Below are 23343 nucleotides of genomic sequence, written 5' to 3' on the forward strand. Positions count from 1 at the left end.
ACTCTTGGCTCTTCCTGACGCAGAATTCATCCAGAACCTTGCCGGCATCGCTGCATATTGATGCCGGCGACGCCGGCTCCAGACAACGGGTTGTCCCCAGCCATTATCAGGTTGGCGATAGTGTATCGCAACCATATGCTGATGCCGGGTGGGGTGATACGAGTTTGTCTCCGCTTCCGAACAGTTTCTGGCGCAATGTGCCTTCGCGATACTGCGTCTTGTAGAGCCCCCTCGCCTGCAATACCGGGACGACCAGGTCGATGAAGTCGCGGAACCCGCCGTCCATGATGGCGTAGGAGAGATTGAAGCCGTCGATGCCGGTTTCCTGCGCCCAGTCGGCCAGCGAATCAGCCACGTCCTGCGGATTGCCAACTGACACCGGGCTGAGGCCGCCGATTCCGCACCATTCGGCGATCTCGGCCGCAGTCCAGGCACGCGACGGATCGGCAGAACTCATTGCTTCCACCGCCGTGCGTATGGCCTTGCTCTCGACATGCTCGAAGACGTCGTCGGGCGCGAACTGGCTGAAATCGACACCCGTCCAGCCAGACATCAGGGTGAGGGCGCCTTCACGCGAGGCATGCTGCCTGTAGGCCGCATGCTTGTCCTCGGCTTCCGCGGCGGTCGGCGCCGTGATGACGGTATGCTCGGCGATGATCGCGATCGACGCTGGGTCCCTGCCCGCATCCGCAAAGGCCTGCCGCAACTTCCTGACGCTGCCGGCAAGAACGGCCCTGGACGGCGCGCCGACGAAGACACATTCTGCATGCCTCGCGGCGAACGGCCGGCCGAAAGAAGATGCCCCGGCCTGGAACAGCACCGGCGTACGCTGCGGCGAAGGCTCGCACAGATGCGGCCCTTCCACGGAGAAATGGGGCCCGACATGGTCGATCCGATGGATGCGCGCGGGATCTGCATAGATGCCGCTGGCGCGATCGGCCACCACGGCGCCGTCCTCCCAGCTGGCCTCCCAAAGCTTGTAGCATAGCTGCATGTATTCCTCCGCCCGATCGTACCGCTCGGTATGGGACAGCTGTTCGCGCATGCCGAAATTGCGGGCTGCGCTTTCGGATGCTGAGGTAACGATGTTCCAGCCGATCCGGCCGTCGGTCAGGTGATCGAGGGTCGACAGCCGGCGCGCCAGCGCAAATGGCGGCTCGTACGTCGTGGACATCGTCACGCCGAACCCGAGATGGCGCGTCGCATGCGCCATCGCCGACACCAGCAGCAGCGGATCGTTGCGCGGAATCTGCACGGCGTTGCGGAAGGCCTGAGCGGGCGATCCCTCGAACACATCGTAATGACCGTAGAAGTCCGCGATGAAGATGCCGTCGAAGAGCCCGCGCTCCAGCAGGGTTGCGAATTCGACCCAGAAGGCCAGCGATTTGTAGCGGACGGAGCGATCGTCCGCATGCCGCCAGAGCCCTGGCGACAGGTGGCCGGGGCTGTTCATGACAAAGGCGTTGAAGATCAATGGCGTCATCGAAACTCTCATGAAATACGAAGGGAACCCTGTTTCACCGGAAAACGAGACATTGTCTTGTTGGGTACGAGCATGGCCTCCGGCTCGGATAACGTAGAAAAAAATACCTCACTTATCTATATAAAAAACATATATTTTATATATTTCTATCATTCGACTCCGTAATTTCCCCGCACGATGATCAGGCATGTTGCCGACGCTCACCGCAAGGAGAACCCATGGACCGCAGAAGCTTCCTTCAGGTCGGCATTGCCGCTACCGCTGCCGCAGCAACCATCAGCGCACTCACAACGCCTGCCGCCGCACAGGCCGACAGCGCGCCCGCAGATCTTCCGTCACTGAAGGGCAAGACGATCGCCGTCAGCATCGTCGGCACCGATCACTTCTTCGACCTGAAGGCCTACCAAGCCCAGATCGCGGAGATCGAGCGCCTAGGTGGAACGGTGATCGGGCTCGACGCAGGCCGCAACGACAAGAAGCTGGTCGCGCAGTTGCAGACCCTCGTCACCCAGAAGCCCGATGCCGTGATCCAGACACTGGGGGCGCTGCCGATCGTCGATCCCGGCCTCAAGAAACTGCGGGAAGCGGGCATTCCCGTTTTCACAGTCGACGTGGTGACGGACAACGCCATCAATAACTCGACGTCGGACAACTTCTCCATCGGCGCGCAGCTTGCACTACAGCTCGTCTCCGACATCGGTGGCAAGGGCAACATTGCCCTCTTCACGGCTATCGAAGGCGTCGTTCCCTGCGAAATCCGCCTCGAACAGTTGCATGCGGTGCTGAAATACTATCCCGATATCAAGATCATACAGCCGGACCTGCGCGAGATCGTCCCGAACACGATCCAGGACTCGTTCCAGAAGGTGACTGCCCTTCTTAGCCAGTACCCGGAAGGCCAGCTTTCCGCGATCTGGGCGTCGTGGGACATTCCGGTTCTCGGCGCGACCCAGGCGCTTCTTGCAGCAGGCCGCAAGGACGTGTTGACCTACGGCGTCGACGGAACGCCCGAATACGTCTCCCTCGTCGCCGATCCGAATGCCCCGGCCGGTGCCGTTGCCGTGCAGCAGCCAGAACTGATCGGCAAGACCGCAGTCTGGAACGTTGCCCGCCACTTCGCCGGCCAGACGGTCCCGGCCACCAGCTTCGTGCCCGGCGTCCTCGCAAACAAGCAGAACGCCCGCGAGATCCAGAAGCAGGTCGGCCAGGCCGGCTGATCCGGCCCGGCATGCGCGCAAGGGCGGGCGCACCGGGCGCCCGCCCGCAGACGTTGCGGTTTCCCTGTCCCTTTGATGATTGACCCCTGATGCCCCAGACCGACCTTGCCCTCGACCTGCGCGCGATCGAAAAGCGATACGGCCCCGTTGCCGCCCTTTCCGGCGCAAACCTCAGTGTGCGGCGCGGCGAGGTCCACGGGCTGATCGGCCAGAACGGCGCCGGAAAATCGACCCTGATGAAGATCTTGTCCGGCCTTGAACATGCCGATGCCGGAGACATCGTCATCCAGGGCGAGCGGGTCGATCGCCTGACGCCCGGCGACGTGATCGGCAAGGGCATCGGCATCATCTACCAGGACCGGATGACGATGCCTGCCTTCACGGTGGAGGAGACCCTGTTCTACGCCACGCGCGCGGTCTCGCGGAACGGTGTGATCATCGACCGGCGCGGCCTCCGCCAGAAGGCGCGCACCATCATTCACCGTTATTTCCAGACCGAGCTTCCTGCAAAGGCGCTGATGCGGGACCTGTCGACGGCGCAGCAACAGATCGTCCATATCACGCGCACGCTCCTGCTGGACCCGCGTGTTGTCGTACTCGACGAGCCGACGGCGGCGCTCGCGAAGCAGGAGGTCGACAACCTCTTCCGCGCGATCCGCGCGATGCGCGACAACGGCATGACCGTCATCTACATCTCGCACTACCTGCGGGAAATCCGCGATATCTGCGACCGCGTCACCGTACTGCGCAACGGCCAGGACATCGCGACACTCGATGCGGCGGAAACCAGCATCGATGCGATGACGGAACTGATGATCGGCGTCGACATCGGCCGCCTCTTCCCCGATCGGAGCGCCTCCATCGGCGCGCCCGTCCTTGTGATCACCGGCCTCTCGCACAAGACAAGGTTCGCGAATGTGGACGTGACTGTCCGGCGCGGCGAAATCCTGGGCGTCACGGGCCTGATCGGTTCGGGCATCAAGGAATTCGCACGCGTACTATTCGGACTGGAGCGTCCGGAAAGCGGCACGATGACGCTTGCGGGCGCTCCCTATGCACCACGCTCGCCGCGCGAAGCCCTTTCCGCCGGATTGGCACTCGTTCCCGAAGATCGCCGCACCCAAGGCGTCGGCCTGACACTCAGCTTGAGGGAAAACATCGTGCTAGCGAGCCTTGACCGCTTCAGCTGCGCGGGTTTCATGCGCCAGCGCGCCGAAGGCGGTCGCGCGCGAGATTTCCTCGGCTCCCTGCGCATTAAAGCGCCGGACGAGACGGTGCAGGCCGGAAGCCTCAGCGGCGGCAACCAGCAGAAGGTTGCGCTGGCGAAGTGGCTGTGCCGCGAGGCAGACCTCTATGTTCTGGATGAACCGAGCGTCGGCATCGATGTCGCAGCCAAGGCCGAGATCTATCGCATCCTGCGCGACCTTGCCGACAACGGCCAAGCGCTGATCGTCGTCTCCTCGGATCTCGACGAGGTCCAGGGGCTGTGCGACCGCATCGTCGTCTTTCACCGCGGGCGTATCGCACTTGACCAGCCGGCGGGATCGGTGACATCCGCGAAGCTGCTGACCGCAGCTGTCGCCGGCAAGCACGGGAATACACATGACGCCTCTGCCCATTGAACAGGCCACACCGCAGGGTTTTCGGCGGCCGGATTTGGAAACCCTCCTCCCCTCAGTTCTGCGCGCGGGCGCGCTGCTGCTGTTCGTTGCGATCTTCCTGTTTTTCGCGGCAAGTTCGCCACTGTTCCTGCTTCCCGGCAATCTCTTGTCGATCGCCTCCCAGTCGGCAATCCTCGGCGTGCTTGCCTTCGGCCTGACGCTTGTCGTGATCGCCGGTGGAGACAATGCGCTGGCCGGCGGGATCGACCTCTCGCTGCCCGCGACCATGGGGCTCGCCGCCGCGATCTATGCCAGCCTGTCCCAGGCGGGCCAGCCCGAAGCCGTCAGCATCGGCGCCGCGTTGGCGGCCGGCCTTGGCATCGGGATCGTCAATGCATTTTCCGTGACGCTGATCGGTATGCTGCCGCTTCTAGCAACGCTCGCGACCATGACGATTGCGACCGGCCTCGAGCAGATCGTCACCAAGAACGCCACCATCCTTGTCGAGACACCACTGACCACCTTTCTCGGCGGAACGGACGGGTTCGGCTTTCCCATCCTTGCCTATGCGCTGCTGATCACCGGCGCCGTCCTCATCTTGGTGACGCGTCACACGCCGCTCGGCCTGAACCTGCATGCGGTAGGCGGCAATCCGCTGGCAGCGCGCGCAGCGGGGCTAAACGTCTCCGTCCATATCGCTGGTGCCTATATAGCAAGCGGACTTTCCGGCGCCGTCGGCGGCCTGTTCTCGATCGCATTCCTTGGCGCAAACTCGAACGGTTCGAGCGAAATGCTGCTGCCCGTCATCGCCGCGACCTTTCTCGGCGTCATCTTTTCCCGCCGTCTGATCGCGACGATCGCCGGGACGCTGCTGGCGAGCCTCTTCATCGGCATGCTCACCAACGGGTTCCAGTTGCTCAACGTCTCGAGCTACTGGGTCAGCGGCATCCAGGGCGCGCTGACCTTGCTCGTCGTTGCGGTAACATCGGTCAGGAGCAAGGTATGAGCATCGCCAGCCTTTCCGCAATCCGGACCGGTGCACGCGCGCATTCCGCCGTGCAGTTGCTGACCCGCCTCGGGCTGCCGCTCGCCGTCATCGTCGCCTTCGTGTTCTTCGCGACGCTCGCACCCGGCTTCGCAACCGCCGGCAACATCCGCAACCTGCTGATCAACAATTTCGCAATCCTGTCGATCGCGGCGATCGCCTTGACCATCGCCGTCCATTCCGGCGGCATCGACCTGTCGGTGGCCGTGGCCATCGACTTTGCAAGTCTGTCGTTCGTAGCAGCGATCGCCGCTGGATTTTCCGTGCCGGCCTCCATTTTCCTCGGTCTCGCCGCTGCGCTCGCTGCGGGTATCTTCAATGCTTTGCTGATTGCCGTGCTGGCGATCACGCCATTTCTGGCGACACTCGGCACGCTGTTCATCGGCCATTCGGTACAGCAGTTGACCACGAGCGGCGGCAATCCGCTCTACATCCCCTACAACACGGTTCCGGCCGCACTGCCCTTTCTCGCACGCGGACCGGTGCTGGGACTACCGATCCCGTTGCTGGTGGTGATCGTGCTGGCGCTCGCCGTTCATCTTCTCCTCGAAAAAAGCAGGCTCGGCCGCCAGAGTGCCGCGATCGGGGTGCAGCCGCTGCTGGCGCTCTACTCAGGCATACCCATCGGACTCACGCTAGCAAGTATCTACATGCTAACGGCGACGATCGGCGGCATATCGGGCATCTTTCTCTCCGCGAACGTCAACGCCTACATGCCCTTTTCCGGCAATGCTTTTCTGATGAACGCCATCGGCGCCGCCTATATCGGCACGACCATGAGCGGCCGCAGGGGCCCCAACGTGCTGGGCACGCTCACCGGCGTCCTGTTCCTGGCGATCGTCGCCAACGGCCTGCTGCTGATCGGCTGGGACTTCTACTGGCAGCAGTTCGGCTCCGGGGTCGCGATCTTCCTCTCTCTCGTTTTTACCTACGGCATCCGGCGCCTGAGATCCTGACCGGATGGCGCTGCTGCCCATCATCCACGGAGAATGACATGACGCGCATAGACCAGGCCTGGGGCGCAGGCCCGACGAACCGCTACGACGAACTCGCCGCCCGTTTCCGCCCCGTTTTCGACCGCATTGCGCGTGGTGCAATCGCGCGCGAGACGACACGCGGCCTGCCGGCCGATCCGATCGCCTGGCTGAAGGAATCCGGCTTCACACGCACACGCCTGCCGCAAAATGAAGGTGGATCGGGTGCGACGGCAGCGGAAATTTTTGCGCTTCTGATCGAGCTTTCGGAAGCCGATTCCAACGTCACGCAGGCACTGCGTGCGCACCTCGGGTTCGTCGAAGACATCGTCGGCCTGCCTTTCGGCGCGCGGCGGGAACTCTGGGCGCAGCGCATCGCCCGCGGCGAAACGGTCGGCAGCGCCTGGACCGAAATCGGCGAGGCGCCGATGGACGGTTTTGCGACACGGCTGAGCCGCAGCAAGGACGGCCATGTGTTGAACGGTGCCAAGTTCTACACGACCGGCTCTCTGTATGCCGACTGGATCGACGTGGGCGCCACCTTGGACGAGGATGCCACAACGGTGGCCGTCTCGGTGCGACGCGCAGCCGCCGGGGTCAGCGTCATCGACGACTGGGACGGGTTCGGCCAGATCGGTACTGCAAGTGGCACGGCCCTCTTCAAGGATGTACCGGTATCGGCCGACGACTTCGTCAAGGAGGAAGGCCGCTTTCTCTATTCGCCCGCCTTCTACCAGCTCGTGCACCTTGCAACGCTGGCCGGCATCGGACGCGCTATCATCCGCGACGTGTCGCAGATCGTCGCCACGCGCAGGCGCACCTACAGCAACGCCGCAGCCGACCTGCCGCGCGCCGACCCGCAGGTCCTGCAGGTTGTCGGACGCGCCCGCTCTGCGGCCTATGCTGCTTCCGCCATCGTGCTACAGACTGCCCGCGCGCTGGACCGGGCAGCGGTCTCGCGCCTCGCCGGGGACGAGGCCGCCTATCGCGAGGCTGTCGACCTTGCCGAGCTCGAGACCTGCCAGGCGCTGCCGATTGTGTCCCAGCTGATCATCGATGCCGCCTCGCAACTGTTCGACGCGGTCGGCGCATCGGCAACCCGCAAGGGCTTGGCACTCGATCGCCACTGGCGCAATGCCCGCACGCTGGCATCGCACAATCCCCGCATCTACAAGGACCGCATCGTCGGCGACTACGCAGTCAATGGAACCGCACCTCCGCAACAGTGGCAAATCGGCGTTGCCGGGGCGTAAGGACAATGCCCCGCTCACTGGCCTATATTTTCAAACTGCCACTTGTCGGCAAAACTTCCCCTGGATCGACGCCGGATGGAGCCGGTGTATTTTCGGCCGAACTGGGCAGCCCATTCCGCTACAGTCTGGAACGAGACTTCGATGCCGCGCTCAGCCAGCAGATCTTCTACATGACGCAGGCTTAGCGGAAAGAGAGCCACACTGCATACGCTGTGATCTCGGCGGGAAAACGATGACGCTTATATCGCGGAGTCGTGACATTGATCGATGGGTTCGGGCTCATGCCGGTAAATACCGCCGTAAATGTTGGGGCGACACTCCAGAAAAGGCATCTGGATCACTCTTCCCCTCTAAATAATAGCTTAAAAACGCAGCACATTCGAAAAAATTATGTCTATTTTCCATGCAATTACTGGATGTCTAGTCTTTATTTCGCGGCGCAGCAAAATAAGGGCACTAATCTGTTGACATGGCGTCAGGCGCGGCACTAACCTCAATTTATCCGATATGTATACGAATTGAGTGCAGGATGTCGACTTTAATTCAGGTGACGGAAATAGACCCGAAAACGGTGGCATATCTCGCACGGTTACCAGTGCCGACTTTGGCTGCGGTCCTGTTTCGCAAGGGATATGAAAAACAGTTCGTGACCGGCCTTATGCCACTGTCCACGCGGCGCTTTGCCGGCCCCGCCTACACTTTACGCGCGATCCCGACCCGACCCGATCTGCGGACGGCTGTCGCATCCGGAACCGTACCGAACCTGCACCGTCAGGCTCTACGAGAGATCCCGGCGGGAGGGGTTCTGGTCGCGGATACCGGACGGACGACCGGCTGTTCGGTGCTGGGCGATATCCTGGCCGAAAGCCTGATTGTGCGGGGCATTGCTGGGGTGGTGGTTGATGGCGGGGTTGCCGATACGCAGCGCCTGGCAGAACTCGACCTGCCGGTGGTTTGCACCGGGTCCGCTCCGGTACCATGGCCTGGCACGCTTTACATCGCCGACCTTCAGGTTCCCGTGAATCTCTGCGGCGTGGCCGTGTTTCCCGGCGATATCATCGTGGGCGACGCCTGCGGAGTGATCGTCATCCCTGCAGCGCTGGCCGCAGAGGTGGCGCATGAGGCACGGGAAAAGGAAGAAATGGAAATCTTCATCCTGGAACGTATCCGCGCTGGTGCGCCTCTGGATGGTACCTATCCACCCAATGAGGCCGCGTTGGCGGACTATGCTGCCTGGCGAGAGGCACAAAAAGACAAGGCAGAGTGACGTGACTGAAACGATTCCTCCCCGGGCCTATATCCATGAGGCCAGCGCAACGGTCGTCCCGCAGGGCAAGCCTGGCGGCGATCCGGCTAACTGGTTGCGGCTTAACGCAAATGAATCGAGCTATGGAGCCAGCTCCGAAGCGCGCAAGGCCGTCGCTGATATGGCCAATACACTGGAGCGGTATCCCGACCCATCCTCCATCGCACTGCGCACTGCGATTGCAACCCATTTTGGCCTGCCTATCGATGAGCTGATCTGCGGAAACGGCTCCGAAGCCGTGGTCGAAACCATCGCCCGCTGCTATGCCCGGCCGGGTGACGAGATCCTGTTCGGCCGCTATTCCTTCATCCAGTACAAGATCTTTGCCGAACGCCTTGGTGCCACGGCGGTCCTGGCCGAGGAAACCGGTTTTCGCACAGATATCGACACCCTCTTGGCTGCGGTGACGGAACGGACAAAGATTGTCTTCATCGCCAACCCCAACAACCCGACTGCGACCCATGTGCCCGCAAAAGAGTTACGCCGCCTGCGCGATGGGCTGCGCAAGGATATCGTGCTGGTCATCGATTCCGCCTATGCCGAGTTCGCGAATGCCGGGGATTATTCCGCTGGGCATGAGCTGGTCGCAGGCACGCAGAATGTGATCGTCGCCCGCACTTTCTCCAAGGCCTATGGGCTGGCAGCACTGCGAGTGGGCTGGGCGCATGGCCCTGCCAGCCTGATCCGCGTGCTGAATCGGATGAAGCAGATCGGCAATGTCAATGTTCTGGGTCAGGCCGCTGCCATTGCCGCGCTGGGGGCGGTTGAGCATCTGGCGGATGTGGTGGCGAAAACCATAACCACCCGCCGTCGCACAACCGGAGCGCTGACTGCGCTTGGCCTTGATGTCTTGCCGTCACAGGGGAACTTCCTTTGTGTCCGCTTCCCCCATGGTGTTAGCGGATCGCGCTCCGCCTTTGATCAGTTGATGGCGAAGGGAATCATGGTCCGCAAGATTGAAGATTACGGCCTGCCCGAATTTCTGCGCATCAGCATCGGCACCGACGCCGAGATGGACCGCGTGATCGCGGCCTTGTCCGACTATGTTCAAAGTACCGCAGCCTGAGGCGCGTGTTTTCAGATCAATTGCAATTGCCAACAGATAGCCGTGCCGCGCTTTAGAAAACAGGAGAGATTTCACATGGGGCTGGGCAAATTCGGAAGACGTGATCTGCTGAAGGGTTTGGGCACGGCCGCCGCCGCCATGGCACTTGACCTGCCCTATCGCGCCATGGCGCAGACGACGGGCGCAGCGCCGCTGCGGGCGGCGGTGCTGGGGTCGATGGCCAATCTGCATCCTTGGCAGGTAATGAATGTCGAAGCGTCGGGAATGATCAATCTGCTTTACAGCAACCTCGTGCGCACGCTTCCTGATGGCTCCATCGTACCGGATGTGGCTGTGGCCCTGCCGAAGATCTCTAATAACGGCCTGACTTACACGTTCGAGCTTCGCAAGGACGTTACCTTCCACAATGGCGACAAGCTGACATCACGCGATGTGCTCTATACTTGGGAGCAATTCCAGGCGACGGCACGGCGCAAGGACAACTTCACCAGCTTCATCCGCGAGATCGTCGCCGAAGGTGATTATGGTGTGCGCTTCGAACTCAAGCGCCCGAATTCCGGCTTTCTTTACTCTCTGAGCTATGAGGCAGGCATTGTCCGCGCCGGCACCGATGTCGTGTCGAACGAGACGGGCAAGGACAATCTCTATCTCGGCAACAACGGCGCGGGGTCCGGGCCCTACATCCTGACCAAGTTCGAGCCAGATGCCGTGGCCGAATTCGAGGCTTTCCCCGGTTATTTCGGCGGCAAGGCACCACAGGAAAAAATCATCGTCACCCGCATCCCCGACCCTTCCGCACAACTCGCCGCAATCCTCTCCGGCAGCATCGACATCGCGTCCACGGTGCCGCCCAAGGATTTCGGGCCGGCGCTGGAAAAGCCTGGCATCAAGGGTGCCATGCGCCCCAGCACCGGCATCTTCTATTCGCCGCTAAACCGCAAGATCGCCCCCTTCGACAATGTGCATCTACGCAAGGCCTTTGCCTGCGCCATCGACCGTGATTTCATCTGCAATGACATCTATTATGGCCTGGTGACACCCACCAGCATTCCCGCCACGCCCGATGAATTCTGGTACGACGCGGCGCTGGCCAAAGAACTGTCCTATGATCCGGACAAGGCCCGCTACCACCTACGCCAAGGCGGAATGCCCGATGGCTTCACGTTCGAGGCGATGATCCCGGCGCCTTCGACCTATATCGAAGTGACGGATGCGTCCGTCGTCATGCAGGCCAATCTTGCCGATGTCGGCATCACCATGGACATCCGGCAGATCGACTTCACCTCGATGTACAAGGCCGCGCGCGCGGGCGATTTCTTCGCTTTCCCCAATGCCTCCATGCAGTTTTCGATCGAGGACTACCTGATCTACAATTCCTATTCCTGTGATGGCGCGCAGTTCAGCTTCCACCAGCATTGCGTACCGGAATATGACGCCGCCGTGCTCGACTCCTTCCGCGAGGTCGAGCCAGATAAGAAGGCACCGTATCTGAAAAAGGTCCTCAAGCATCTGGTCGACGATTGCACCTCGATCTGGATCGGACGGCTGAACACCTGCAACCTCTGGCGTGAGGATGTGACGGGATTCGAGCCGAGCAAGCTTTACCAGCTTGACCTTTCCAGGGCGAAGAAGGGCTAACGCCCCGCGATGGATATCAAGACACTTATCGTCCAGCGGCTGATTTCACTGATCCTCGTGATGGTGGGGGCGAGTATCCTGATCTTCATCGTGATCCGGGTGCTTCCGGGCGATCCGATCGCCTCTATCCTCGGGATGGATGCCTCAAGCGAGACCGTCACCAGGATGCAGGTGGAGCTTGGTCTCGACCAGCCACTGCCAGTGCAATACTGGCAGTGGCTGACAGATGCCCTGCGGGGCGACTTCGGCAACAGCTTCACGTTCAAATTGCCGGTAGCCCAAACGCTGTCAGACCGTTTCCCGCGCACGGTCATTCTGTCTCTGGCCTCGATCACCGTCGCCTTTGCCATAGCAGTTCCGGCCGGGATCGTTGCCGCAAGGTTCAAGGGCCGGGCACCAGATCATCTGGCGCGTCTTGCGGCGCTGATTGGGCTGTCGATGCCAGCCTTCTGGCTGGGCTTGCTACTGATCTTCACTTTCGGGGTGCAACTGCAACTGTTGCCGACCAGCGGTTTCGTTTGGCCAAGCGAAGACCCGCTCGAAAGCCTGCGCCACCTGATCCTGCCTGCGATCACGCTCGGCACCGCCTATGCAGGCACGATCATGCGGATGTTGCGCGCTTCGTTGATCGACATTCTGGCCCGTGACTACATTCTCGCCGGACGCGCCGCCGGCATCCCCGAGCGTCGGCTTCTGTGGCACGACGCCTTGCGTAACGCCATGGTGCCGACACTGACAGTTGCGGGGTTCGCCTTTGGCGTCATGCTTTCCGGAACCGTACTGACCGAAGTGATCTTCAATATCCCCGGCATCGGCCGGCTGTTGTTTGAGGGAATCCTTAGTCGTGACTATCCGCTGGTTCAAGCCATCGTGCTGCTGAACGTCCTTCTCTTCATCGGGATCAACTTTATTGTCGACATCCTCTACATCGCCCTCGACCCCCGCCTGCGGGGCTGAGTCCGGCATGGCGTCAGGCACCAGATCAGGAGTTGCCGACGGCGCTGAAGCGCCGCCCTCACTCGTGCGGCAGATCCGCCGGGCTGTGCTGGGCGATCCGCTGGCGCTGTTTGGCGTGATCGTCCTGATCCTTGTGTTGATCGCGGCTCTGTTCCCTGAATTCCTTGCGACACACAAGGTCTCGGCCCCCAGCCGCGACAGGCTCGTCGCACCGTCCATGCTGCATTTCATGGGCACCGATCAATTTGGGCGCGACGTATTTTCACGCATCGCACATGGCGCGAGAACGTCGGTATTGGTGGGCCTCGGCACGGTGTCGCTGGCACTGGCGATTGGCGTACCATTGGGGGCCGTGGCGGGCTTCCGTCCCGGTAGCCTGATCGATAATATCATCATGCGGGTGATGGATGTGATGCTGGCCTTTCCGGCCATCGTTCTGGCCATTGCGGTGATCGGCACCCTTGGCACGCGCCCTATCGAGATCGGACCGATTACCATTCCGCACATCGCCAAGCTGATGATCGTCATCGGCCTCCTTTCAGTGCCGCAAATCGCAAGACTTGTCCGCGCCGCCGTTCTGATCGAACGCCAGGAGCAATATGTCCTGGCCGAACGTGCACTTGGCGCCTCTGGAATGCGCATTCTCTTTCGTGATGTGATGCGCAACTGCATCTCGCCCATCGTGGTCTACAGCACGACCATGGTCGCCGACGCGATCATTGCCGAGGCATCTTTGGGCTTCCTGGGCCTCGGCATCCAGCCGCCACTGCCAAGCTGGGGCGGTATGCTATCGGACGCCAAGACCTATGTCTTTTCCAGCGAATGGTGGCTGACCCTCTGTCCCGGCGCGATGATCTTTTTAACGGTGCTGTCGTTGAACCTGCTGGGTGATTGCCTGCGCGATCTGCTGGACCCGCGTTTCAATGGCCGGGGGCAGAACTGATGGCATTGATCGAGGTCCGCAATCTGAGCACCCGGTTCAAGACGTCGGTGGGCGAGGTCTGGCCCAGCCGCGAGGTTAGCTTCCATATCGGCGCAGGGCGGTCACTTGCACTGGTCGGCGAAAGCGGATCGGGCAAAAGTGTGACAGCCCGCGCCATCACCCGGCTTCTGGAACCGGCGGATGCCGTAACCGGCGGCAGCGTCACTTTCCATGGGCGCGATCTCTTGGCAATGCCGGCAGCCGAGCTTCAGCGGCTTCGTGCAAAAGAGATCGCAATGATCTTTCAGGACCCAGCCGCCGCGCTGAACCCGGTGTTGACCATCGGCACACAGATCATGCGCATCCATCGTCAACACGGCCTGCCCGGTGACGCCCGTGCCGCCGCCGTCGAGTTGCTGGACCGGGTCGGCGTACCCGAACCCGGCAAGCGTCTGGCGCAATATCCGCATCAGTTCTCCGGCGGGATGAAGCAACGGGTGATGATCGCCATGGCCCTGATCGCAAGGCCGAGCTTCGTGGTGGCGGATGAGCCGACCACGGCGCTCGATGTGACGGTCGAGGCACAGGTAATCGCGCTGCTACGGGAATTGCAGCAGGAAATGGGGATGTCGATGCTGTTTATCTCGCACAACCTGTCGCTGGTCTCGCGCATTTGCGACGATGTGGCGGTTATGTATGCGGGCCATCTGGTCGAAAAAGCCAGTACACAGAAGCTGTTTCAGCACCCGATGCATCCCTATTCCCGAGCGCTCCTCTCTTCTATTCCCCGCGGCAACAAGAAGACCCACCCTCTGCGCCCGGTGCGGGGGGAACCGCCAAATCTTGCCCGCCTCCCCGCCGGATGTCCGTTTCGTGCCCGCTGCGACCGCGTGGTGGATGCCTGTTCGCAGCCGCAGCCGCTGGTGACGCTTTCCTGCGGCACCCAGGTCGCATGCCATGTTGCGGTAAAGGAGGCAGCCCATGTCTGAACCTCTGGTCGAAGTGCGCGGTGCACGTAAGGAATATCGCCTGAACCCTTCGCTCGCGGCCCGCCTCGTGGGCCGGTCGAGCTCCAACATTGTCCTTGACGACGTCAGCCTGACCATCCGCCGGGGCGAGACACTGGGGCTTGTCGGTGAAAGTGGCAGCGGCAAATCGACGCTTGCCCGTTGCATTATGCAGTTGGAGGGGCTTTCGGGGGGCGAGATCCGTTTCAATGGCCAGCTTTTGCAAGGCGATGCCCTGCATGGTTTCCGCAAGCGGGCGCAAATCGTGTTTCAGGATCCGCAAAGCTCGATCAACCGGGCGATGCGGATTTCGGATGTGCTGGCAAGCCCGCTTGAACTGCATATGAAGCAGATGAACCGGGGCGCCAGGCGTGACCGGATTGTCGAACTTCTATCCCTTGTGGGCCTGCCCGCCACCACCATGGACCGCTGGCCACATCAGCTTTCAGGAGGGCAACGGCAGCGTATCGGCATCGCCCGCGCCCTTGCGGTGGAGCCGGAATTCATCATCCTGGACGAACCGACCAGTGCGCTTGACGTCTCGATCCAGGCGCAGGTAATCAACCTGCTGGCTGATCTGCAACAAAGGCTGTCGCTGACCTACCTGTTCATATCGCATGACCTGAACATCGTACGCTATTTGTCTGATCGGCTGGCGGTGATGAAGCAGGGCCAGATCGTCGAGGTCGGAGATTGCGAAACAGTCTTCGCGGCACCGCAACACCCCTATACCAGGCAACTGCTGGCGGCGACGGCACCATGACCCGACGCCTCCTCCACACTCACGGCTCAGCCGAAGCGCTGCAGCTCCGCAAGAATGGCGTTCTTGGCGTTTTCCAGATGCTCCGCCATGGCTTGAATTGCGGCCCCCCTGTTGCGCGCGGAAAGAGCATCGAGGATGCGCAGATGCTCCTGCCGACCACCCTCGAAGCGGCCGGGAATACGGTCACGGCCGAACATCCGGGTACGCCGGCGCAAATCAGCCACGGTCTTGATAAGAAGGCTGCTGCCGGTGGAGCGCGCAATGGCATCATGCAGATCGTCATCCAGCGCCCAGTGTTCAGCCGAGCTGACGCTATCCTGCATCGCCTGGACCCGCTCGTGCAGCACCGCCACGACATCCAGAGAGATAGACGCCGCGGCAATCCCCGCCGCATCGCATTCCAGCAAGCGGCGCATGTGCAGCACCTCCATATAGTCGCGCAACGAGATCGCGCGCACGGTCACCGACCGGCCCGAGCGCTGCATCAACCCCTCCCCCTCCAATCTGCCGATGGCCTCTCGCAACGGCGTGCGCGAAAGCCCCAGATCATTGGCGATGCGCCCTTCAGATACCTGACTGCCCGTGGCAAAGGTGCCATCCAGAATGCGCGACAGCAGCACATCATAAGCGGTCTGTGCCAACGTCGTGTTGGTTTCAGATGCGGAGTTCTGTGTCTTGCTATCCATGCGGCTGACCATACCAAGCTAGAAAATTTCTCATACGAATTTTATACATATTGTATTCCTCTTCCCGGAGGAAGTGTGGAACTGAACCATTCACCCGCAAAGCCGCAAATGGTGCGGGCAGGGGGCCACCTATGAACCCGCCTTTCGATCTGGTCATCCGCAATGCCCGGCTGGTGACCGCAAGTGAGATGGCCGCCACTGACATTGGCCTGCGCGGTGAAGAAATCACAGCCATTGGCCACGATCTGCGGCCCGGTCTGGCAGAGTATGACGCGGCGGGCCATTTCCTGTTGCCGGGCGGCGTCGACAGTCATTGCCATATCGAGCAGATGACGGCGGCGGGCATCATGAATGCCGATAGCTGGGAAAGCGCCAGCCGCGCTGCCCTGCATGGCGGCACGACGACGATCATCCCTTTCGCCGCGCAGCATCGTGGCAAGGATCTGACAGCGGTCGTCGCGGACTACCATGTCCGGGCCGAAATCGGCGCAATGACCGACTATGCCTTCCACATGATCGTAACAGAACCGACGGAAAAGGTTTTGACCGAGGATCTCCCGGCTCTGATCGCTGCAGGCCATGGCTCGATCAAGGTGTTCATGACCTATGATCCGTTGATCGTCGATGACGGTGGTCTTCTGGCGCTTCTGACCGCCGCCAAAGCCGCGGGAGCGATGGTCTGCGTCCATGCCGAAAACCATGCGATGATCAAATGGGCGACCGCGCGTCTTCTGGCCGAGGGCAAAACCGCGCCGCAACATCAGGCTGCGGCACATCCTCGCCTGGCCGAGACCGAGGCGATTTCACGGCTCATCGCGCTGGCCGAATTGACGCGCCAGCCGGTGATGATTTTCCACGTCTCTACTGCGAATTCGCTGGATCTGATCCGCGCGGCCCGCGCACGCGGCGTGCGGATCTGGGCCGAAACTTGCCCGCATTATCTTTACCTCACCGACAGCGCGATGGAACGCCCGGGAAATGAGGGCGCGAAATGGATGTGCTCGCCGCCTTTGCGAGGCGTGGCGGATCAGGCCGCGCTCTGGGCCGCGTTGCGAGGCGGAGATCTGGATATCGTGTCATCAGATCATGCGCCGTTCCGCCCCGATGCCACGGGAAAATTTGCGGCAGGGCCAGACGTTGCCTTCAATCGCATCGCCAATGGCATGCCAGGCTTGCAAACGCGGATGCCGCTCCTGATTGACGCAGCCCTGCGCGGAAAGCTGACCTTACCTCAGGTGGTGGAGTTGGGCGCTACGGCACCGGCGCGGATCTATAATCTTGGCCGGAAGGGACGGATTTCCGTCGGTGCCGATGCCGATCTGGTTCTCTGGAACCCGGATTCAACCACTCTCTTATCGGATGATACGGTGCAAGACGGCACTGGCTACACCCCCTACCCTGGCATGGAATTGCGCGGGGCAATCTCAGCGGTGTGGCGGCGCGGAAAACTGGTACTGAAAGAGGGCGAATTGCTCGCGCGCCCGGGTGAGGGGCGCTTTCTGCCACGAAGCGGCGGCGATGCAGCCCGTTGGGATTCCTGAAACACACAGAACGAATGGACAGAAAAATGGACCTCGGATTGACGGGTGAAACCGCCCTGGTACTGGGCGGCGGCAAGGGTATCGGCCGCGGTATTTCGGAGGCTCTGATTTCAGCAGGTGCGAAGGTGCTGTTGACCTCGCGCAAGCTGGAAGACGCCGAGCGCGCGGCAGCCGAAATTGGTGCGGGGGCCAAGGGACTGGCCTGCGACACCTCTGACCCGGCCAGCGTTGCGGCGCTGGCCGGCCAGGTGGAGGCAAGCCTCGATCCCATCGGTATTCTGGTGCTGAATAGCGGCGGCCCACCGGCAGGACCTGCAAGTGTCATCACCATCGGCGCCTATCGTGCGGCCTTCGAGCAGCTTTTCGCAGGACCTGTCGATCTCGCGCTCCGGCTTTTGCCGGCTATGCGCACGCGCGGCTTTGGCCGGATCATGACCGTCGGCTCCTCCGGTATGATCGAGCCCATCCCGAACCTTGCCATTTCCAATGCCATTCGCCCAGCAATTGCGGGTTGGAGCAAGTCGCTGGCGCAGGAAGTGGCGGCCGATGGCGTGACGGTGAATGTACTCATCCCCGGCCGTATTGCAACTGATCGCACCAGCCAGATCGACACAGCCAACGCTGCCCGTACCGGGCAAAGTCTTGATCAGGTGCGTGCAGCCTCGCAGGCGCGTATCCCCGTTGGTCGCTATGGCACAATTGCCGAATTCGGGGCCGCCGCAGCCTTTCTCGCCAGTCGCCAGGCAGGCTTCATCACTGGATCGTTCCTGCGAGTTGATGGCGGGCAACTCCTCTCAGTGGGCTGAAGAAAACCGGGCGCGAGCCTGCCACACTCCTCCATTACTCTACCAGCATATCTACGATTTCTTTACTCGTATTCCGGATGTATACAGATAGAATATCAATTTTCATGGAGCCGGATGGCCCGCGATGCCGAGCGCAAAGGAGAGTGAAACGTGACCAAGAACGAACCGCTGATAAATCAAGCCGTGACCTGGCTTTACACCGAGGAACTGGAGAAACTCGTCCCGTTCTATCGCGATGTGATGGAGCTGCCATTGGTCTTGGAACAGGCCCGCTGCCGTGTGTTTCGGATGGCAGCCGGTGCCTTCATTGGCGTATGTCGCATACCGGAACGACCGCTGGGAACCAAAGGAATGATGGTCACATTCCTGACCGCCGATGTGCAGGCACTTTACGAGCGGCTGCTGGCAAAAGGGGTCGAATTCGAGCATCCGCCGAAGCCACTGGGCGATGGCTCGCTGATCGGCACCTTCTTCCGGGATCCGCAAGGCTACCACCTGCAAATCCAGCAGTTCCTCGACCCGCGCTGGCCGGCGGCCGAAATGATCGTCTGACCTGCCTCCGCAGGCGGCTACCCCGTCTGGCCCGCAACCCACCGACCCGATACAGGACCATTCCATGCCCTCCCAGATACTGACCGCAAACGCTCGTGGCGTCTTTGCCATCTCCGCTACTCCTTTTCTCGACGATGGCAGTCTGGATCTGGCCAGCACTGAAAGCCTCACCCAGTTTTATCTGGATGCAGGTGTGCATGGCCTCGTCATCCTGGGCATGATGGGTGAGGCAAACAAGCTGTCGGACGACGAGGCGCGACGCTTTCTCGGTCGTGTGCTGGACGTGGTTGGCGGGCGAATTCCTGTCATTGTGGGGGCGAGCAATCCGGGCACGCTCAATCTTGTGCAACTGTCGCATGACGCAATGGCGGCGGGAGCTGCGGGAGTGATGGTAGCGCCCGTCACCTCACTGCGGACCGACCCGCAAGCCCGCGATTACTTTGCCGCCATCTGCAATGCGCTGGGTCCCGATGTGCCCTTGGTCTTGCAGGACTTCCCTCTGGCGCTTGGTGTTCATATGTCAGCCTCGATTCTCGGCCAGATTTTTGCCGAAAATCCGCAAATCGTCATGTTTAAACATGAGGATTGGCCGGGGCTCAACAAGCTTTCTATCCTGCGCGATGCTGAAGAAAAAGGCGCGCGGCGGCTGAGTATCTTGACGGGGATGGGCGGCCTGCACCTGCCTCAGGAACTTGCCCGCGGAGCAGACGGAGCAATGACCGGCTTCTGTTTCCCGGAAATGCTGGTCGGTGTCTGCGCGGCTTATGCGCGGGGCGACGCGGAAGCGGGCGAAGATCTCTTCGACATCTATCTGCCGCTGGTGCGACATGAGGCGCAACCCGGTATCGGCCTTGCTCTACGCAAGGAAGTTTTGCGCCGCAGAGGTGCTATTGCCTCGGGCGTCACGCGACACCCCGGGCCTAAGCTGACGGCGCGTGACCACGAAGATCTGACCTCGCTCCTGGCCCGTATCGAACGGCGGCTCGCAACCGACGGCAAAAACGCGATTGTTGCGGGCGCGGAACGCACGATGGCTTGATATTGACAAACACTGCGGGAGGCACTGTAAACTTATGGACCTCGGGTCAAGTTTGGGCACGAGATCTGCGATCAGGCTACCTGAAGATGGGCGATCTCGCTCCATGTCTGCGGATCGACCATGCGCTGCGTCTCATGGTGGCGCGAGAAAACATGCGCGACAGCACGGTAGAGATTGTCCCTCTCTATCTCGGTGGCAGACCACGAAAGCATTCCGATGATCCATCGCTCGGAAGAGGCCGCAAGGGGCAAGCGAAAACGCAGAAGACGCCGATTGTGGCGATTGTTCAGCGACCATCAGATGTCACCCCGGGTTCCGTTGCGGGCGATGCTTTAGGCCGCAAACTCATAAACGGGGTTTTCTAACCGGACAGGGGATGATTCAATGAGGCCTTGATTTGGAGGCCGTGCGTGACCCGCCGTCGTTTCGACCTGACTGATTTCGAGTGGGCGATCATTCAGCCCCTATTGCCAAACAAGAGTCGCGGCGTGCCGCGGGTCGATGACCGGCGGGTGATTAACGGCATTTTGTGGCGGTTTCGCACAGGCTCACCCTGGGCGGACGTGCCGGAGCGATATGGGCCTTACACCACCTGCTACAACCGCTTCGTGCGATGGAGAAAAGCGGGGGGTTGGGATCATGTCTTGCGCGAGATCGCAAAGGCCTTCGACGGCGACATCGTCATGATCGACAGTTCCTGTGTCCGCGTTCATCAGCATGCGGCCACGGGAAAAAGGGGGATCGAGACGATGGCTGCATGGGACGTTCCCGCGGCGGCCTGATGACGAAAATCCACGCGGTCGTCGACGCCGACGACAGACAGATCAGCCTTGAACTGACAGCAGGACAAGCCCACGACAATCGGATGGCAGAACCGATGCTGCAGGACATGCGCCAAGGCGCGATCCTCCTTGCTGACCGCGCCTACGACACCAATGCCTTGCGCGATCTGGCCAAAGAAAAACGGGCCTGGGCCAACATTCCGGCAAAACGGAATCGCAAGGCCAGCTTTCCCTTCAGCGCATGGGTCTATCGCCAACGCAACCTGATCGAACGCTTCTTCAACAAACTCAAACAGTTCCGGGGCATCGCGACCAGATACGACAAAGACCCGCGCAACTTTCTCGCCGCCATCAAGCTGGCCGCAACACGCATCTGGATTAGATCGTTTGAGTCCACGCCCTAGCACAGCGCGCTGCAGACAATGAATGCAATCGCATCGGAGCCGATGGCCCGATGACGATAGTCACAGTAGGAAAACGGGGATGTCTGCTTTGAGCCGATATCGTTGAAAAAGACGCGTCGTAATCATGCGGCCGTATTTCCATGGTGGTGGCGCGCTGAGCGTCGTTCCTTTCACTCCGGTTCCGGCATCGGTGTGGGGATAAGCTTTGCGAGTTTCTCGAGGTTTTGGGCTGCGGCTGTAAGGTGGAACTCATCGCGGGCTCCGTTCGGCCTCCGTCGTCGCAAGCGACCCAACTTGAGGATGCGTTTGAGGTGGGCAAAGAGCATCTCAACCTTCTTCCTCTTCTGCCCGGCGCCGATAGTAGTCAGCGCTCGCTGCCCCCGGCACGCCTTCAGGCGCAAAAGTTCGGGTCATAGGTGCCATCACAATGCGATTTTTGAGTTCAAGCGATCGGATGGTGAAGGGTCGAAAGAGGCTGCTTGTATCGTGAACTGCCCCCCATTTCGACCGGACAGTCGGAATAAGCCGTGGCCGCGCATCATCGAGCGCAGCCCTGAAGCTCAGGAAACCGGCCTCTGGCTTCAATCTTGTCATTGCGGCGATCGTCTATTGGAATTCTAGCGATATGGCTGACGCCATGAACACCTGCGCTCGCAGGAATAAGTTGTTTCCAACGATTTCTTGACCCATGCTTTACGGGTCGAATGGGAGCACATCGCCTTTTTCCGGCGGCTTCCTTTGGGATCGCGCCGGGAAGGTTACCGGCCGAAAACCGCTCAACCTGTCCGCCAAATTGCGGGTGGCGCAACGGTATTCAGGAGGATGCGCTCCTGCTAGCATTGTTCAGCGGCAAACCAACGCTATGCCCTCTTAATGTTCCCGCTCAGCCAAGCAGCGACGGATCGCGGAGTTTCATTCGACGGATGATGCCTGGCACGGTGCTTGTCTCGCTAGGCATTGCCTACAGACAAAGGTCAGGCCAGCAATTGGCGGGGGCTCTTCTGAAGATGGAGTCTGCCTCAGGAGTATGATTGAAAAACGAACTGCGAAGATACAACCAAGGCGAGTTATGTCCTGGCGCTCGCCTTTGTCACGCTCCGAAGATAAATGCTCATATGTTTGCGGCGGTATGTATGTCAAACGGCAATATATTCTGGGCGGTAGCGGTGTGTTCTCCTCTGTTCAAAACAGCGTCGCCCATAGAGCGCACCAGCGTGTCTGTGAGTTGGCGCGCAGGATGTGACAGCACGACCTTCAAAAGCCCTTCAGCTAAACCGGCTCGCGTTTCATTGGTTAGCTCGTGGGCCACGACCACCAGTTTCTGGGCTGCGGTACTTCGATCCTCCCGAAGGGCTTGCATTACCCCTGTTACTCCGCCCCCTGCAACGTAAAGGCCAACCCATCGTTCTTGCGACACTAGAAGTTGCTTTGTCAGTTCGTAGGCAGTCTGTGGCTCCTCCATCGTCGCAAACGTCTCGAGCATCCGGAATTTCGGTGCCGCCTCCCGGAAATACGATCGAAAGCCCATCTCGCAAAGTTCTTGGGCGAGATAGCGGTGGCTCCCGACGAATACAGCCACTTCGCCCGGCCTTGAATTGAGGTGTGCGATGAACCAGGCAGCTGTCCTTCCCTTCTTGGCACAATCATTCCCGACGAAACCTGCTCGCTCCGGAGCGGATACGTCAGAGATCATTGTGACCACGGGGATGCCATCTGCAGCAAGGTCGGCAATCGCATGATTGACCTGTGGGTGGTCCGACGTGATCATCCCGATGACGTCAGCCTCGCGACTAAGTGCATGAATTGCGGCAGCTGCCTTGTCAGGACTGAGGTCGTCCATAAACCGAACAATCGCTCGCCCATGGGCATCGGGGTAGGCGTCGACAGCCTTCGTGAGGAGTTCGCTCCACATCTGGTAGAGCTTTCGGTGCTGTTGCTTAAGCAGAAAACCGAATTTGATCACGGGTTTATCCGCCTCGATCCGACGTTTGATCGCCGTGAGGCCGTGAAACCCGATGCGTTCAGCGGCCTCGAGAACGAGTTCGGCGGTCTTCGGTCGCACCGGATGGCGGCCATTGATGACCCTGTCCACCGTTGAAATTCCAACATTTGCTGCCTTTGCCAGATCGGCAATCGTCGGTCGTGACACAACATATTCTCCCATTTCATGAAAGTCATTGTGAACGAATTTGAGAGAAAAATATAGACAGAAATTGACATAAAATGAAGAAGTTGACAGAGAATGGAAACAGAAAAGACGCCTTGTGGCGCCGGGCTTGGGAGAGCCTGTGGTTAGGAGGA

At 60.6% G+C, this 23343-nt stretch carries 19 protein-coding genes and 5 pseudogenes; 18 read left to right on the plus strand and 6 right to left on the minus strand.

Features of this window, described 5'->3' with window-relative positions; genetic code table 11:
* Positions 1 to 106 precede the first annotated feature (106 nt).
* A complete protein-coding gene (locus ADU59_RS21885; RefSeq protein WP_068956494.1) occupies positions 107 to 1483 on the minus strand; it encodes an LLM class flavin-dependent oxidoreductase in 1377 nt (458 codons plus the stop codon).
* Between the two features lie 218 nt (positions 1484 to 1701).
* Here ADU59_RS21885 and ADU59_RS21890 point away from each other — a divergent pair, with 218 nt between their 5' ends.
* From ADU59_RS21890 to ADU59_RS21910, 5 genes are all read left to right on the plus strand, one after another.
* Positions 1702 to 2700: a sugar ABC transporter substrate-binding protein gene (locus tag ADU59_RS21890; protein WP_068956495.1), complete on the plus strand. Its 999-nt coding sequence runs from the start codon at positions 1702 to 1704 to the stop codon at positions 2698 to 2700.
* 89 nt (positions 2701 to 2789) lie between these two features.
* On the plus strand, positions 2790 to 4322 hold the full coding sequence (locus ADU59_RS21895) for a sugar ABC transporter ATP-binding protein (protein WP_068956496.1): 1533 nt from the start codon (positions 2790 to 2792) through the stop codon (positions 4320 to 4322).
* Positions 4303 to 5307, plus strand: a complete 1005-nt coding sequence (locus ADU59_RS21900; RefSeq protein ID WP_083198375.1) for an ABC transporter permease — start codon at positions 4303 to 4305, stop codon at positions 5305 to 5307. The genes ADU59_RS21895 and ADU59_RS21900 overlap by 20 nt, the downstream gene beginning before the upstream one ends.
* The gene (locus ADU59_RS21905) at positions 5304 to 6302 is read left to right on the plus strand and encodes an ABC transporter permease (protein ID WP_068956497.1); all 999 of its coding nucleotides are present in this window, start codon (positions 5304 to 5306) and stop codon (positions 6300 to 6302) included. The genes ADU59_RS21900 and ADU59_RS21905 overlap by 4 nt, the downstream gene beginning before the upstream one ends.
* Before the next feature lie 38 nt (positions 6303 to 6340).
* Complete coding sequence (locus ADU59_RS21910; protein WP_068956498.1) at positions 6341 to 7573, plus strand: acyl-CoA dehydrogenase family protein; 1233 nt, start codon at positions 6341 to 6343, stop codon at positions 7571 to 7573.
* Between the two features lie 23 nt (positions 7574 to 7596).
* Here the strand turns inward: ADU59_RS21910 and ADU59_RS29750 are convergent.
* Positions 7597 to 7856 (minus strand): annotated as a pseudogene (locus ADU59_RS29750) (IS6 family transposase); the annotation flags it as partial.
* Between the two features lie 246 nt (positions 7857 to 8102).
* Between ADU59_RS29750 and ADU59_RS21920 the strand changes: the two are divergent.
* The 7 genes from ADU59_RS21920 to ADU59_RS21950 all read left to right on the plus strand — a co-directional run bounded on the left by ADU59_RS21920 (position 8103) and on the right by ADU59_RS21950 (position 15232).
* Positions 8103 to 8840, plus strand: a complete 738-nt coding sequence (locus ADU59_RS21920) for an RraA family protein (RefSeq protein ID WP_068956502.1) — start codon at positions 8103 to 8105, stop codon at positions 8838 to 8840.
* Positions 8800 to 9945 (plus strand): histidinol-phosphate transaminase, encoded by a 1146-nt coding sequence (gene hisC, locus ADU59_RS21925; RefSeq protein ID WP_158515754.1) that lies wholly within the window; start codon positions 8800 to 8802, stop codon positions 9943 to 9945. Before ADU59_RS21920 ends, hisC begins: the two co-directional genes overlap by 41 nt.
* 75 nt (positions 9946 to 10020) lie before the next feature.
* Positions 10021 to 11583 carry an ABC transporter substrate-binding protein gene (locus ADU59_RS21930; protein ID WP_068956504.1) on the plus strand — a complete coding sequence of 521 codons (1563 nt, stop codon included), beginning with the start codon at positions 10021 to 10023 and terminating at the stop codon, positions 11581 to 11583.
* A gap of 9 nt (positions 11584 to 11592) precedes the next feature.
* Positions 11593 to 12540 carry an ABC transporter permease gene (locus ADU59_RS21935; RefSeq protein WP_068956506.1) on the plus strand — a complete coding sequence of 316 codons (948 nt, stop codon included), beginning with the start codon at positions 11593 to 11595 and terminating at the stop codon, positions 12538 to 12540.
* Positions 12541 to 12625: 85 nt separating this feature from the next.
* The gene (locus ADU59_RS21940) at positions 12626 to 13483 is read left to right on the plus strand and encodes an ABC transporter permease (RefSeq protein ID WP_158515755.1); all 858 of its coding nucleotides are present in this window, start codon (positions 12626 to 12628) and stop codon (positions 13481 to 13483) included.
* Positions 13484 to 13488: 5 nt separating this feature from the next.
* On the plus strand, positions 13489 to 14451 hold the full coding sequence (locus tag ADU59_RS21945) for an ABC transporter ATP-binding protein (RefSeq protein WP_158515756.1): 963 nt from the start codon (positions 13489 to 13491) through the stop codon (positions 14449 to 14451).
* Complete coding sequence (locus tag ADU59_RS21950; RefSeq protein WP_068956511.1) at positions 14444 to 15232, plus strand: ATP-binding cassette domain-containing protein; 789 nt, start codon at positions 14444 to 14446, stop codon at positions 15230 to 15232. The genes ADU59_RS21945 and ADU59_RS21950 overlap by 8 nt, the downstream gene beginning before the upstream one ends.
* Before the next feature lie 26 nt (positions 15233 to 15258).
* Here the strand turns inward: ADU59_RS21950 and ADU59_RS21955 are convergent, their stop codons facing one another.
* Positions 15259 to 15918, minus strand: coding sequence for a GntR family transcriptional regulator (locus tag ADU59_RS21955; protein WP_158515757.1), 660 nt, complete (start codon positions 15916 to 15918; stop codon positions 15259 to 15261).
* 131 nt (positions 15919 to 16049) lie between these two features.
* Here ADU59_RS21955 and hydA point away from each other — a divergent pair, with 131 nt between their 5' ends.
* The 6 genes and pseudogenes from hydA (at position 16050) to ADU59_RS29760 (ending at position 21042) form a co-directional block, all read left to right on the plus strand.
* A complete protein-coding gene (hydA, locus tag ADU59_RS21960) occupies positions 16050 to 17459 on the plus strand; it encodes a dihydropyrimidinase (RefSeq protein ID WP_068956515.1) in 1410 nt (469 codons plus the stop codon).
* 26 nt (positions 17460 to 17485) lie between these two features.
* Positions 17486 to 18265, plus strand: coding sequence for an SDR family oxidoreductase (locus tag ADU59_RS21965; protein WP_068956570.1), 780 nt, complete (start codon positions 17486 to 17488; stop codon positions 18263 to 18265).
* A gap of 150 nt (positions 18266 to 18415) precedes the next feature.
* The gene (locus ADU59_RS21970; RefSeq protein WP_068956517.1) at positions 18416 to 18817 is read left to right on the plus strand and encodes a VOC family protein; all 402 of its coding nucleotides are present in this window, start codon (positions 18416 to 18418) and stop codon (positions 18815 to 18817) included.
* Positions 18818 to 18881: 64 nt separating this feature from the next.
* The gene (locus tag ADU59_RS21975) at positions 18882 to 19856 is read left to right on the plus strand and encodes a dihydrodipicolinate synthase family protein (RefSeq protein ID WP_068956519.1); all 975 of its coding nucleotides are present in this window, start codon (positions 18882 to 18884) and stop codon (positions 19854 to 19856) included.
* A 110-nt stretch (positions 19857 to 19966) separates the two neighbouring features.
* Positions 19967 to 20188: pseudogene (locus ADU59_RS31210) on the plus strand (IS1595 family transposase); the annotation flags it as partial.
* 78 nt (positions 20189 to 20266) lie between these two features.
* A pseudogene (locus tag ADU59_RS29760) lies at positions 20267 to 21042 on the plus strand (IS5 family transposase).
* A gap of 170 nt (positions 21043 to 21212) precedes the next feature.
* Here ADU59_RS29760 and ADU59_RS21990 read toward each other — a convergent pair.
* The 3 genes and pseudogenes from ADU59_RS21990 to ADU59_RS21995 form a co-directional block, all read right to left on the minus strand.
* Positions 21213 to 21386, minus strand: a pseudogene (locus ADU59_RS21990) (transposase); the annotation flags it as partial.
* Positions 21385 to 21564, minus strand: a pseudogene (locus ADU59_RS29765) (oxidoreductase); the annotation flags it as partial. The pseudogenes ADU59_RS29765 and ADU59_RS21990, both read right to left, overlap by 2 nt.
* A gap of 589 nt (positions 21565 to 22153) precedes the next feature.
* The gene (locus tag ADU59_RS21995; protein ID WP_068956528.1) at positions 22154 to 23191 is read right to left on the minus strand and encodes a LacI family DNA-binding transcriptional regulator; all 1038 of its coding nucleotides are present in this window, start codon (positions 23189 to 23191) and stop codon (positions 22154 to 22156) included.
* Positions 23192 to 23343 lie beyond the last annotated feature (152 nt).

It is taken from the genome of Pararhizobium polonicum (assembly GCF_001687365.1).
Taxonomy (GTDB): domain Bacteria; phylum Pseudomonadota; class Alphaproteobacteria; order Rhizobiales; family Rhizobiaceae; genus Pararhizobium; species Pararhizobium polonicum.